The organism is Streptomyces sp. NPDC022910, assembly GCF_055561075.1.
Window position 1 is genome coordinate 1 of the sequence record NZ_JBVHHL010000105.1, and the last position, 12,457, is coordinate 12,457.

General features: G+C 69.0%; 10 protein-coding genes and 2 pseudogenes. 9 read left to right on the top strand and 3 right to left on the bottom strand.

Going from position 1 to position 12,457, the window contains the following annotated elements; all coding sequences use genetic code 11:
- Positions 1 to 256: 256 nt before the first annotated feature.
- Positions 257 to 2,092, bottom strand: a complete 1,836-nt coding sequence (locus tag ACZ3TS_RS41210; protein ID WP_467627895.1) for a hypothetical protein — start codon at positions 2,090 to 2,092, stop codon at positions 257 to 259.
- The gene (locus ACZ3TS_RS41215; protein ID WP_467627897.1) at positions 2,089 to 3,018 is read right to left on the bottom strand and encodes a hypothetical protein; all 930 of its coding nucleotides are present in this window, start codon (positions 3,016 to 3,018) and stop codon (positions 2,089 to 2,091) included. The genes ACZ3TS_RS41210 and ACZ3TS_RS41215 overlap by 4 nt, the downstream gene beginning before the upstream one ends.
- A gap of 72 nt (positions 3,019 to 3,090) precedes the next feature.
- Here ACZ3TS_RS41215 and ACZ3TS_RS41220 point away from each other — a divergent pair, with 72 nt between their 5' ends.
- Complete coding sequence (locus ACZ3TS_RS41220) at positions 3,091 to 3,408, top strand: helix-turn-helix domain-containing protein (protein WP_467627900.1); 318 nt, start codon at positions 3,091 to 3,093, stop codon at positions 3,406 to 3,408.
- A gap of 218 nt (positions 3,409 to 3,626) precedes the next feature.
- Here ACZ3TS_RS41220 and ACZ3TS_RS41225 read toward each other — a convergent pair whose 3' ends face one another.
- On the bottom strand, positions 3,627 to 4,130 hold the full coding sequence (locus tag ACZ3TS_RS41225) for a hypothetical protein (RefSeq protein ID WP_467627903.1): 504 nt from the start codon (positions 4,128 to 4,130) through the stop codon (positions 3,627 to 3,629).
- Between the two features lie 321 nt (positions 4,131 to 4,451).
- On the opposite strand from ACZ3TS_RS41225, the gene ACZ3TS_RS41230 reads away from it, so the two are divergent.
- From ACZ3TS_RS41230 to ACZ3TS_RS41265, 8 genes and pseudogenes are all read left to right on the top strand, one after another.
- The gene (locus tag ACZ3TS_RS41230) at positions 4,452 to 5,447 is read left to right on the top strand and encodes a DUF6192 family protein (RefSeq protein ID WP_467627905.1); all 996 of its coding nucleotides are present in this window, start codon (positions 4,452 to 4,454) and stop codon (positions 5,445 to 5,447) included.
- Positions 5,448 to 5,449: 2 nt separating this feature from the next.
- Positions 5,450 to 5,866: a RacP protein gene (locus tag ACZ3TS_RS41235; protein ID WP_467627907.1), complete on the top strand. Its 417-nt coding sequence runs from the start codon at positions 5,450 to 5,452 to the stop codon at positions 5,864 to 5,866.
- 945 nt (positions 5,867 to 6,811) lie between these two features.
- Positions 6,812 to 6,952, top strand: a pseudogene (locus ACZ3TS_RS41240) (transposase family protein); the annotation flags it as partial.
- A 391-nt stretch (positions 6,953 to 7,343) separates the two neighbouring features.
- Positions 7,344 to 8,453: a site-specific integrase gene (locus ACZ3TS_RS41245; RefSeq protein ID WP_467627909.1), complete on the top strand. Its 1,110-nt coding sequence runs from the start codon at positions 7,344 to 7,346 to the stop codon at positions 8,451 to 8,453.
- A complete protein-coding gene (locus ACZ3TS_RS41250; RefSeq protein ID WP_467627917.1) occupies positions 8,450 to 9,895 on the top strand; it encodes a hypothetical protein in 1,446 nt (481 codons plus the stop codon). Before ACZ3TS_RS41245 ends, ACZ3TS_RS41250 begins: the two co-directional genes overlap by 4 nt.
- Positions 9,823 to 10,542: a tyrosine-type recombinase/integrase gene (locus tag ACZ3TS_RS41255; protein ID WP_467627914.1), complete on the top strand. Its 720-nt coding sequence runs from the start codon at positions 9,823 to 9,825 to the stop codon at positions 10,540 to 10,542. Before ACZ3TS_RS41250 ends, ACZ3TS_RS41255 begins: the two co-directional genes overlap by 73 nt.
- On the top strand, positions 10,532 to 10,972 hold the full coding sequence (locus ACZ3TS_RS41260) for a DUF6262 family protein (RefSeq protein ID WP_467627911.1): 441 nt from the start codon (positions 10,532 to 10,534) through the stop codon (positions 10,970 to 10,972). The genes ACZ3TS_RS41255 and ACZ3TS_RS41260 overlap by 11 nt, the downstream gene beginning before the upstream one ends.
- An 80-nt stretch (positions 10,973 to 11,052) precedes the next feature.
- Positions 11,053 to 12,182: pseudogene (locus ACZ3TS_RS41265) on the top strand (ISL3 family transposase); the annotation flags it as partial.
- Positions 12,183 to 12,457: the final 275 nt, after the last annotated feature.

Sequence of the window (12,457 nt, forward strand, 5' to 3'; positions counted from 1 at the left end):
CGAGTACTTACTGGGTGGTGCCACGTCTTGCCTCTCGTTTCCTTACGTAGAGATCCTATTGGGTCCCTGTCCGGAAACTTCGGGGCACCTCACTTCGGCGTTTCCGGGGTGTGTTCGATGTGGTGTCCGAATGCGCGGGGCGTCACGGGTGGCTGCTGGGTCGGGGTTTCGCCTGGGGAGCGGTGATGATTCGGTGCGGGAGACGGGGCGTGGCCGTCGCGGGGCAGCCCGAAGCTCGGGTCGTGGTGCAGGGGTGTCAGGTTGTTGCGGTGGTTCGGGTGCCGACGGGTGGTGGAATCCCGGAGGCCGACGTGATGGGTCGCCGTTGTCCGTCGCTCCCGGTGTTTTCCTCGGTGAACTCGTTGTCGGCGACGAGTGTGTTGGTCTGTGTCCAGCTGTGCAGGATGTCGAGGTTGATCGTGAGGATCATCAGGGCGAGCAGGATGGTCTGGGCGACGCGGCCGTGGGCGAGCCGTCGGGCTGGGTCGGCGATGTTGACGCCATGGGACTTTGCTCTGCCGTTCAGTCCCTCAATGTTGGCCCGGGCGGGCCGGTAGGCGTCCTGCCAGGACGGCTGGAGGTAGTGGCGGTCCTGGCGGAACTTGTCGATCTTCCCGAGGCCGCCGGGGCGGACGGTGACCGTGGGCCGTTGGCAGATCTTCGGCAGCTGTTCCGGAGGCCGTGGTCGCAGCCGTTCGGCCGCGGGGATGGGGACGGTGGGTTTGGCCGCGGTGTGCGCTGTGGTGGCGCGCGGGTTGGTGAGGTCGACGGTGACCGGCCGGGCGGCGGCGGTCTGGTGGACCTGGTGGAAGCGGGCGCAGGAGACGGCGGGCGAGGGCCCGGCGGCCGGGCATTGCAGGCGGACCGTGCCGTGCGGGTCGGGGTTCTGTTTGCGCTTGAGGAAGAACGGGGTGCGGGCCGCGATCAGTTGGGTGAGCGGTTCGTCGTCGCCGACTTCGCGTACGGCTTTGTCGTCCAGGTTCGTGGTGGCGTGGACGAGGGCGTCGGGCATCGCGGGGCAGGCGAGGGAGCCGTCGACGAGGAGAGCGCCGGAGGCGGTGGAGCCCTGCAGGCCGCGGTGTTCCTGTTTGTAGTCGAGGACGAGCTGGTAGCCCAGGCGGCGGGCGGGCATGGCGAAGTGGGCGGGAAGCTGGTCGGTGTAGGCGCGGTCGGCGGCCAGCAGCCCGGTCGGCAGGCCGAGGCCGTGGGCGGCGAGCCGGGTCAGGGCGTGCACGGCGTTCGGGCCGACGCGTTTGCCGGGGGTGTCCAGGACCAGACCGAGGGCGAGCTGAGGGTGACGGCTGACGCGCTCACCGGCCTGCCGGGCGCCGTCGGGGTGACGCCGGCTGGCGGCGACGAGGAGGGTGGCGGAGTGCCCGAAGATGCCTTCTTCGGCGCCGCCGCAGTAGTGCCAGCCCGCGGTGAGGTCGACGGAGGCGAGTTCGCGGCGGCGGCTGGGCGGGTGGTGCCAGGACGGGATCGGGGTGGTGTCGGCGCCGATGTCGCCGGGCCAGCCGGTGAACAGGCCGCGCCGGTGGGCGAGTCGGACCGTGACCAGGACCAGGCGGTCGCTGATCTCCTGGAGCAGGGCCCGGCGGCGGACGTGTTCGGGATCGTCGTCCTCCCAGGACGCGGCGATGACGGCGGCCTCGGCGGCGGGCAGGCGCCGGCGGCGCTCGCAGCGGTGTGGGTCCAGGACGGTGGTCAGCCGGTCGAAGGCGCGGTAGATGCGGCGGGAGAATGCGAGCCGGGCGTGTGGGTCGGCGCCGGTGAGATCGGGAACGCCGAGCCAGGAGCGGGCGGTGGGCCGCAGGTGGTCGGCCAGGATCCGGAAGGCGTCGGCGAGGTTCGCGCCGCGGCCGTAGTGCAGGGCCAGCAGCAGGCCCACCAGCACGGTGCGCACCGGGAGGCCGTCCGGGCCGGGGCGGCCCTCAAGCTCCTGGTCGATCAGAGGCAGGATGCCCGAGTCGTGCAGCAGTGTGTCGAGCTGGCCGACCTTCGAGTCCGGGATCACCGGCGGGGCGTCGGTGAGAGGCCGGGGGCGGCAGTGTCGCGCCTTGTCCGTGTTCCGCCAGGCGTCCGGGACGCTCACGGGCCGCTCCCGTGCAGCAGTCGGATCGCGGTGGCGTCGTCGAGCGGGGGGACGTGGTGCTGGTAGCGGGCGAGCGAGGCGGCCGAGGCGAGCCCGGCCGCCTTGGCGATCAGGTCGTGGTCGATGCGGGCGGCCATCAGCTCCACGATCCACGTCGCCCGCAGCCGCCCCGCCGACAGGCCCGGCAGGTGGCCGGGCGGGCGGTGCAGCAGAGACCAGGAGCCGATCAGGTTCTTGGCGTAGGCGGCGGTCCGCCGGGGCCGGAACAGGTAGTTGCCGCCTGCCGCGTCCGCCAGCTCACCCAGAATTGGGTCCCAGACGGCGCGGGCCACCAGCGGGACGACCCGCTCGACGCCTGTGTGCAGCAGGGGACCGTTCCGCCCGAGCCGGCGCAGATGCGTGCCCCGGCTGGCCGCCACCTCCTTCGGGGTGAGCCCGCAGCCGGCCCCGAGCCCCAGCAGGGCCAGCCCGTCGGTGCGCTGCTGGCGGGCAAGGTGCTGTGCCCAGTGTCTGAATGCGGCCAACTCGCTCTGTGTGTAGGGCTGGTGGGGGTTCGGGCGGGCGTGCAGCCGGGCCGGAGCGGCTTCCCCGCGCTCGCTGAACGCCAGCGCGTCGCGCACCCGCAGCAGCCACGTCCGGTAGGTGCGGATCGTCGATGCCCCGATCGTGCCCGCCCGGGAGAGGACGAACGCGTCGATGACCTCGTTGCGCAGCCACACGTCCGGCTCCCGCCCCAAACCCGTGCCCACCGCCCACAACGCCAGAGCGCCGGTCACGTGCAGCAGCCGCTCCACGTCGTAGGGGACCGCGCTGACCGTCGCGGCGACGACACTGCGCACCACCGGGGCGACCTCGTCCCAGACCGGCGGCGCGTCCTTCGGCCGGTAACGGGTGATCTTCGCCGACGTGTCCGGATCAAGCTCCACGGTCCATGCATACCGGCTGGACAAACAGCCATTCCATGACTGATCGACTTCTATGGACAGGACGGTGCGCACATGGTCGGCGGACGCGCCCGCGCACGCCCCCCGAGGCAGCACACCCGTGATCCGGAAACCTGGCCCGAACAGCCGAGTGCCGACCCGGCCTCCGAGGCCGTCCGCCACATCGCCCGCGCCCTCGCCGCCGTGCTGGAGGAACGAGGCCTGAGCCTGCGGGCCGCCGCCGACGGGTCCGGCGTCAACCGGCAGGTCATCGCTGACCTGATCGCCGGACGCTCCTGGCCCGATGTCGCGACCGTCGCCCGGCTCGCCGCCTTCACCCGCGCCGGGCTGTGGCCGCCGTCGACGGTTGGTGACTGTAAGAGGACACATTGAGCCTCGATTCACGCCCGAATCCGCCCGCGTGGCGACCGGGCATGGCGATTTCGCGGCTCGGCCCTCCGAGCGGCCCCCACGAGGCATACGCTCGAAAGGCGCGAGCCGCCCTTCTGCTGGGACCTCACGCAACCGGCGCCGCCGAGCTGATCCCTCGGCGGTGCCACCGCGGCCAGGACACGGACCGCGCCAACGGCGGCCCTCCCCGGCTTTCCTGTTCAGGCTGTTCCGGGCACCTCCCCGCCGTCGCCGGCGTGTTCCCGGGGGGCGGGCGTGATGGCGAACCAGGCCGGGGACACCTCCGCCACCAGCCCCTCCTTCGCCAGCTTCTTCAGCCGCGAACGCGTCGTCTCCACCCGGTCCGGATGCTCACCGATCGCCTCCCCGATGTCCTGCACCTTCAACGCCTGGTGAGCGCCCGCCAGCAGCACCAGAATCCGCTCCCGCGCCACTTCCAGATCCAACGGGCCCGGCGTCGGGGCCGGTTCGTCACTAGCCATACCGGTCTGGGGCGCGGGACCTGGGACCGGCATCGGGTAAAGCGCCCCGCCGGCAGCACCTGCACGTCCGTCGCCCATCAGCGACGCCAGCGTCTCCCGGGTGATCGTCAGACGCGCGAGCCGCTCCTCCAGCACCGCGGCCTTCTCCCGCAGAGCCGCCAACTCCCCGCGCACCACCGACTCTTCATGGTCCAGACGCGCGGACCACGGCGGTATCGTCATCGTCTGCCTCCCGCTCGCAGTACCCGCCGATGCCTTTCGGAGCCCCGGACGGACCGGGACCTCGGGGCCACCGTAGAAGCAGGCATGGCATGATCACAGAAGGTGGCCGCTAGCGACCCCAACCGACCGCAACAGGCCGTTATCTGTCCGCAAGAGCCTTATTTGTGACGCTTCTTGCCTGGATTTCGCCGCAATCAATCTCTTTGCGGCTACTTATTGTGATCTCTTGACTCGTGGCCCGATTCTCGGCTGAGGAAGCGGGTCCTGTCCCGTCACGGCCCCAAGTGCCGTGCCCCGGCCCGCAGTCAGTGGTGATGTGCCATGACCGAGGAGACCGAGAAGGTCGGAAACGTCAGCCAGTCCCGCTACGAACAGATCGTCGCCGAGCTCCGGCAGGTCGTCGAACAGCAGAGCCAGGGCTCCTTCACGATCGGCGACCGAGCCCTGGAGATCGAGCCCATGAGGTCCCGCGGCGGCATCGTCGACATGGAATGGACGGTCAAGCAGTCCCTGCTGCGACTGGCCGCAGACATCGGGGTGACGTTCAGTACGGTGAAGAACACCAGGTCCACCGCGGCGCACTGGCCGAAGGAACACCGCCAGGAGGGTGTCTCGTTCACGATCCACCGCATCCTCGCGAGGATCGAGGACGAAGAGGAGAGGTTCGCCGCGGTCAGGACGCCACCTGAAGGCAAGACCCGGTGGCTGCCCGACGACGCCAGGCGGCGGGTCGGCTGGAAGGTCGAGACCCCGGAAACCCCGCAGGAGAAGATCACCGAGATCCACCACCTGGCCCGCGACGAGGAAGTCGCCGCGACGGTGACGACCGACTTCCTCAAGCGCCCGCAGGTCGCGGCCAAAGTCTCCCCGGAGAACAAGGCCCGGATGGTCGAGGAGTTCACCCGCGACGAGACGGTCGCCACGACCACGGCGACCAACCTGCTGCGCCGGCCGGACATCGCCTTCAAGGCCATGGGCGACGACACCGCCCGCTCCCAGGTCAACCACGCCCAGGTCGAACGCGGCAAGCAGGCCCGCGAGCACTTCGAACGCACCAGCCCCGTCGCCCCCGCCGTGCGGCACATCGACCGCACCACCGAGTTCCTCGACCTCGTCACCGCCTGCCACGCCTTCATCGCAGCCGCCGGCCGCACCGTCCCCGGCCTGCGCGACCGCACCCTTGCCGACGACGAACGCACCATCGTCCACCAGAACATCGCCAAGGTCCGCGCCACCCTCGACTGGATCGAAACCGCCGTCGACACGGGCAAGGTCGACGTCGACGACGAACTCGCCCGCCTCCTGCGGGGTGAGTAACCGTGGACAAGCGCTCCCCGACCGCGGAGCGCCACGCAGACCTTGTCCGCACCGCTCTGCTCCGCTCCGCGCCCGCCGGCATGCCCCTGCTCGAACTCGCCGCAACATGCGGACTCAGCCGCTGGCAGACCCGCCGCGCGATCGCCGCCCTCAAAAACATCTGCGCGCAGAACGAATGGCCGCCCCTCCTGTGGACCCGCGAACGCGACTACCACTTCTGCGCCGACGAGACCGAACTGGAGAACTGGGAACGAGCCTGGATCAGCGAAAGACTCACCCAGTTCCGCCGCATGCTCACCGGCACCCTCGGCCCCCACCTCCAGCTCTTCCCCCACAGCACCTGGGCCGAATACCTCACCGCACAGGTCAGAGCGATCGAATCCAACCTGGAGATGGCCTCCAGGCCCGGAGCACACTGAACCGCCACCAACCGCACCAGCAGACGAGGACCCGTTCCCCGGCGACGCCACACCCCGGCGCCGGGGAACGGCCAGGACATCTGTTCCTGTCACTTCATCTCACGAAAAGAGCACAGGAAGCCCCCCGAACAGCTACCCTCGGAAGCGCCATGCGGATACCGGGCCGTCTCCGCCCGGCGCCCTGACTGGAGCAGAATTTGAAAAGCCGACCAATAATCCACAAGTAAATACTTTCCACTTAATCCAGACTCTTTTCCCTCCCGGGAGAAGAGTTTTCCTACGTTCTGGGGGAAATAGTGACCGGCTTTGAGGGAAAAGATGCGCCGAGCTTTGGGGGAAAAGCAGTGCCGAGTAAATACTTTCTAGTCGTCTTTGGCTGTGTTGACGGATCCAACCTCTTGATGTCCTGTGCGACATCCTGTGATGAGGCTGTCCCGGACGACGCCGAGGCATCCGGACAAGCAGCGCCCGAGCTTCGAATCTCGTGCGGAGTCCAGCATGGCAGCCCGGACATGGCGGATGCTCTGAAGACGTTGGAGCAGGCCATGCCGGACCAGGCTGGCTTGGACCAAGTCGAGCCGGAGCGGCGGCACCTGCTCGACAAGGTCCGGTGCCCTGCCGAGGCCGCACAGACTCCCCCAGAACCACGAAACCGTGGAATCCTCCGACCCGTACTCGCGGCATTGACAGTCTTGGCAGCCGACAGTGAGGTACTGCACAGGGCCGTGGAGTTGCTGTACGGACTCCTTCCCTGAACCACCCCAACGCCTGCATCGCTGGCGTGCGGCTTCAGATCGCATGCGCCGTGCCCTCCCGGGACGCTTGCGTCTACAGGTGCCGCTCGCGCTACACGCGGGAAATGATCTTTCCGCTCACGGGAAATGATCTCCACCGGCGGCAGCCCGCCGCACGTCAGCCCCACTCGTGAACACCCGAGTGCGGGTGGTGGCACGGGCCTGTGCGACCGGAGCGGGGTGTCCGGTCTGTGGCGCGCTGTCGCTGCGGGTCCACAGCGGCTACGAGCGTCATCTTACGGACACGGCGGTGGGTGGTCGCCGTGTCGTCCTGCGGCTGCGGGTTCGGCGGTTCCGCTGTGCGACGGTCTGGTGCCCGCGTACGGTCTTTGTCGAGCAGGTCGACGGACTGACTTTCCGCTACGGTCGCCGAAGTACCCGCCTGCACGCGAACCTGCAGGCCATCGCGCTGATGCTCGCGGGCAGGGCCGGGGCACGGCTGGCCGAAGCGCTCGACACCTCGGTCAGCTGCTCCACCCTGCTGCGACTGATCCGGGCATTGCCCGACCCGCAGATATCCACGCCCCGCGTGCTGGGAGTCGACGACTTCGCCCTGCGCAAAGTTATCTCGAGCCGCCCGAAGGGCGTCCTTGATGTTGTGCACGACACTGTGAGCCCCGGTGCTCGTCGTGGTGGACGTGGTTATCTGCGGCCGTCCAGCACACGGAACTCCGGGAGGGAACATGCTGGTTCAGCGTGTCGTGTCGCCGATGATGCGGCAGGAATCGTGGACGGTCTTGGGCGACGACGACGTACCGGTGGCGCCGATCGAGCGGTATCTGTCGTACCTGACCGACATCGAGCGGTCGCCGAACACGGTGAAGGCGTACGCGCACGACCTCAAGGATTATTTCGGCTTCCTGGCCCAGCAGGATCTGGACTGGCGTGAGGTGCGGCTGGAGGACCTCGGCGGGTTCGTGGCCTGGCTACGCCGGCCACCCCAGTCCCGCGGCGGCAACGTGACGGTGCTGCCGTCGGTCGAAGCGCACTGCACGGAGTCGACGGTGAACCGGAAGCTCTCGGCACTCTCCGCGTTCTACCAGCACGCTGCCCGGCACGGCGACGACCTGGGCGAACTGCTGATCACGTGGCAGCCGGCCCGCCGGCATCGCGGTTCGTGGAAGCCGTTCTTGCACCATGTCAGCAAGGGCGGTCCGGTCGCCCGCCGCACGATCAGCCTGAAGGCACCGAAGAAGCTGCCTCGGGTGCTGACCGCGGTGGAGGCCCAGGCCGTGCTGGATGCATGCACCCGGCTGCGCGACCGGTTCCTGTTCGCGGTGCTGCACGAGAGCGGGGTGCGGATCGGCGAGGCGCTCGGACTGCGCCACGAGGACATCGGTGCAGCCGAACGGGAGCTGTCCGTCGTCCCGCGCCTGAACGACAACGGCGCCCGCACCAAGTCTCGCCAGCCCCGCCAAATCCCTGTCAGCGCCGAGCTGGTGCGTCTGTATGCCGATTACCTGCACAGCGAGTACGGAGACCTCGACTCCGACTATGTTTTCGTCAACCTCTTCGCTCACCCGCACGGCCGACCCTTGTCCTACGCCGCCGTCTACGATCTGGTCCGACGAGTGCGCCGCGTGACCGGGATCGACTTCGACCCGCACTGGTTCAGGCACGGGGCGGCGACCAGGATGCTGCGCGACGGGGTGCCCATCGAGGTGGTCTCCAAGATCCTCGGGCACGCCGACATCACCACCACGCTCGACGTCTACGGACACCTGACCGTCGAGGACGCCCGCCGCACGCTGGAAGAAGCCGGCTGGTTCATCGGGCGGGAGGTCATCCTGTGACCGGAGGCCAGGCCGACGCCTCGAGCACCGAGGAAGCGGCCCGGAACTACCCGGGTGGTCTGCGGGAGAAGCTGATGGCGGCGGTCCGTCCCGAATCGCGGGCCGACATCTGGTTCATCGAACCGTCCGACCCGGTCTTCGGCGGCATCCCCTGCCAGGTCAGCGCCTGTCGGCGGGCGGCCCGGCTGCACGATCTGTGCGAGGGGCACTACCAGCGCTGGAACAACCAAGGCCGCCCGGACAAGGGCGAGTTCGCCGCTCAGACGTCTGCCTCGCTACGCGGGCACGGCGTGCTGCCGGCCTGCCGGGTCGAGGGCTGCGGATACGGCAGGAACAGCACCGGCCTCTGCGTCGCACACGTACGCCAGTGGCACCAGGCGGGCCGGCCCGAGGTCACAGCCTGGCTGTCCTTCCGGCGGCCGGTCACCACTCCGGCGCCTCACGGCCAGTGCCGGATTGCGGGCTGCGAGCTGTGGTCCACTGCCTACGCTCCGCTGTGTGTGTCGCACGCCGAACGGTGGCGGGTGGCAGGCCGCCCGGACATCGAGGAGTTCGCGGCGGCGCTCGACTCTGCCCCGCACCACTGCGAGATGATCGCGTTCCTGTGTCTGCCGCCGCGGCTGCGGCTGGAGATGCAGTACGTCCTGCAACAGCGCCGCGACGAACAACAGGCCCGTCTCACACCCAAGCTGGCCCGGCACTCGATCAACGTCCTGGCCGCCACCGGCATGAACTCCCTGCTGGAGTGGCCGGATGAGCTCTGGCGTGAGCGGCTGCGGACGGCCCCCGGCGCCCGCAAGGCGTCCAGCGCCTTCCTCGCCTACGCCCGCCGAGAGGTGGAGAACCTGTACTACGGCGCCGGCTGGGACGTCGAATTCCCCCGAGACGTCTGGCGCCTGCGCAACCTCGGCATCACCGGCACCCTGGCCCACCTGCACTTCACCGCGATCGAACAGCCCTGGCTCAAAGAGCTCGCCAAACGCTGGACGCGATGGCGCCTGACCTGCGGACTCAGCCTCGGCACCGTCGGGGCCGGACTCGCGTCCGTCACCCGCTTCGCTGCCTTCCTCGCCCGCCCCGAACTCGGCATCACCGGCCTGGCGAAGGTCAACCGGGCAGTGCTGGAACGCTACCTCGCCGAGCTGCACGGCCTGGGCGGCAGCACACACCACCACCAGCGGATCATCGGCCAACTCGGCATCTTCCTCACCGACATCCGCCGTCACCGCTGGGACACGACCTTGCCCACGGACGCGGTGCTGTTCACCGAGGACGTCCCGCGCGAGACCAAGCGCCTGCCCCGGGCCCTGGCCGAGCACGTCATGGCCCAGAGGCCCTCGTCCCGATCGACGAAGAACTCCAGCAGGACATCCGCGACCAGCAGCAACGGCTTCTCGAACGCTGGCCGTCCGGCATCCCGGTGCTCTTCCCCAGGAAGCTGAAGAACGTCCACGGCACCGAGCCGATGAACGGCGGCACCTACCGCCAGGTCCTCACGCCCTGGCTGGAACGCTGCGACGTCCGCGACGAGCACGGCCGCCCCGTCCACCTGACCCCGCACCAGTGGCGCCACACCCTGGGCACCCGGCTGATCAACCAAGACGTCCCACAAGAAGTCGTACGCAAGATCCTCGACCACGACTCGCACGAGATGACCGCCCACTACGCCCGGCTGCACGACACCACCGTCCGCCGCCACTGGGAGAAGGCCCGCAAGGTCGACATCAACGGTGAGAGAGTCACGCTCGACCCCGATGGTCCGCTCGCCGAGGCCGCTTGGGCCAAGCAGCGCGTCGGCCGCGCCACCCAGGCCCTGCCCAACGGCTACTGCGGTCTGCCGGTGATCAAGACCTGTCCGCATGCGAACGCCTGCCTGACCTGCCCGATGTTCATCACGACCCCGGAGTTCCTGCCTCAACACCGGCGGCAACGCAAGGAGGTTCTCCAGATCGTCACGGCCGCCGAGGCACGGGGCCAGCAGCGGCTCGTCGAGATGAACCAGCACGTTCTCGGCAACCTCGACCGCATCATCACCGCACTCGACCAGGACAACGACCCGACACAGGAGGTGGGTTCCGATGCGGGCTGACAACAGCTCCCACCTCGCGGTCTCGGCCCGCCGGCGCCACGAGCTGACCCGCGCCAAGACCGTCAGAGCCCTCCGCGAACTCGACATCGCCGGCGCCCCGGTGACCTTCGAAGCCGTCGCGCGGGCCGCGGAGGTCTCCCGGTCCTGGCTCTACACCCAGCCCGACCTCCGAGCCGAGATCGAACGGCTGCGAGCCCTCGACCGCCGCCCGCTGCCGACGCAGGCGCCCGCTCGACAACGCGGCAGCGACGCCTCGCTCGCCCAACGACTGGAGATCGCCCTGGCCCGCAACCGCGACCTCACCGAGGACAACCAGCGGCTCCGCCGCCAACTCGCCCACGCACTCGGGCAACTCCGAGCCGCTGGCCTCCCCGTCCTCGACGAACCGACCGCACCACGACACACTTCCGTCACGATCGGCCCCTGCTGACGCCACCCACGAACAACAGCTCGGTCTCGTCAACGACACCGTCCTCGACGAGACAGAGCAGGTCACAGCCCTGCACAAGCGATCAGCTCGAGATAAGCAAAGGCCATGTCTACGGAACCGTCGTCATCGACGCCGAGACCCACCAGGTCCTCGACCTGCTGCCCGAACGCGACGCCGCCACCCTAACCCCGTGGCTGAAGGCCCATCCCGGGATCGAGGTCATCTGCCGTGACCGCGCCAGTGCCTACGCCGAGGGCTCCCGACTCGGAGCACCCGCTGCGGTCCAGGCCGCCGGCAGGTGGCACTTGTGGCACAACCTCTGCGAAGCCGTCGGCAAGTGCGTCACCCGCCACTCCTCCCATCTGCGCGAACCCGCCCAAGCCCCCACGGAGGCGGCCTCAACAGCCGAGGTCGCCGAGCTGGAGAAGACCGCTGAGGCCGGCAAGGCGATGCGGTCGGCCCACCGGTACGCGGACCGCACCCGTGATCGCCACCGGGCAGTCCACGACCTGCTCGGCCAGGGACGCAGTCAGCGGGCGATCGCCCAGGAGCTGGGCCTGTCCCGCAGCACCGTGCGCAGATTTGCCCACGCAGCCACCGCCGAGGAGCTCAGCACGGGCAAGTGGCAGGGGCGCTCCAGCGTCCTGGACCCCTTCAAGCCCTACCTGCATCAGCGCTGGCAGGAGGGCTGCACCAACGCCCGGACACTATTCGAGGAGACAAGTCCGCCGGCTTCGGAGGCCAGTGCACGATTGTCCGCGAGTACCTGCGCCCACTTCGATCCGGGCTGGATCCGGCCGGCCGCGCGTCCAAGCCGCCCTCGGTGCGCGAGGTGACCGGCTGGATCACCAAGCACCCCGACAGCCTGACCTCGGAGGACAATCTCAAGATCAAGAACATCCTCGCCCGGTGTCCCCAGCTCAGCACTGCCGCCGAACACGTCCGCTCCTTCGCGGAGATGATGCGCGACCGTGCGGGCCACCACCTGGCCGAGTGGCTCAATGAGGCCGACTCCGCCGACTTGCCGGAGTTGCGGTCGTTTGTGGTGGGGATCAGGTCTGATCTTGGGGCGGTGACGGCGGGGTTGACGTTGCCGTTCAGTTCGGGCGCGGTGGAGGGGCAGGTGAACCGGACCAAGATGCTCAAGAGGCAGATGTTCGGCCGGGCCGGCGTGGACCTCCTGCGCAAGCGCATCCTCCTCGCCCGCTGACCCGCGTGCCGGAAACGACGCGGCGGTGACCGTCCGTCACACCTGCACCAAAAGTGATCCAGAACCCCATTTCACCCGTCGCCGACAGTACCGCCTGTTGCGGGGGGTTGCTCTTGCTTCCCACCTGGCACTACTCCCTCTGGAATCTCATGTCCCAGTCTCCAGGTGTCCGTGATCAAGGGTAAGCATTCAGAAGGTCGGTGACCTGCATGGCTCCTGACGATGTGACAGGTCGCGGGTGGGTGCGGCAGGATCCGTGGTCATGTCGTCGGGGT

What these genes read in the sequence shown, in the direction of transcription:
- ACZ3TS_RS41220 (WP_467627900.1), top strand. Translation starts at nt 3,091, where the DNA reads ATGGTCGGCGGACGCGCCCGCGCACGCCCCCCGAGGCAGCACACCCGT.
- ACZ3TS_RS41225 (WP_467627903.1), bottom strand. Translation starts at nt 4,130, where the DNA reads ATGACGATACCGCCGTGGTCCGCGCGTCTGGACCATGAAGAGTCGGTG.
- ACZ3TS_RS41230 (WP_467627905.1), top strand. Translation starts at nt 4,452, where the DNA reads ATGACCGAGGAGACCGAGAAGGTCGGAAACGTCAGCCAGTCCCGCTAC.
- ACZ3TS_RS41245 (WP_467627909.1), top strand. Translation starts at nt 7,344, where the DNA reads ATGCTGGTTCAGCGTGTCGTGTCGCCGATGATGCGGCAGGAATCGTGG.
- ACZ3TS_RS41260 (WP_467627911.1), top strand. Translation starts at nt 10,532, where the DNA reads ATGCGGGCTGACAACAGCTCCCACCTCGCGGTCTCGGCCCGCCGGCGC.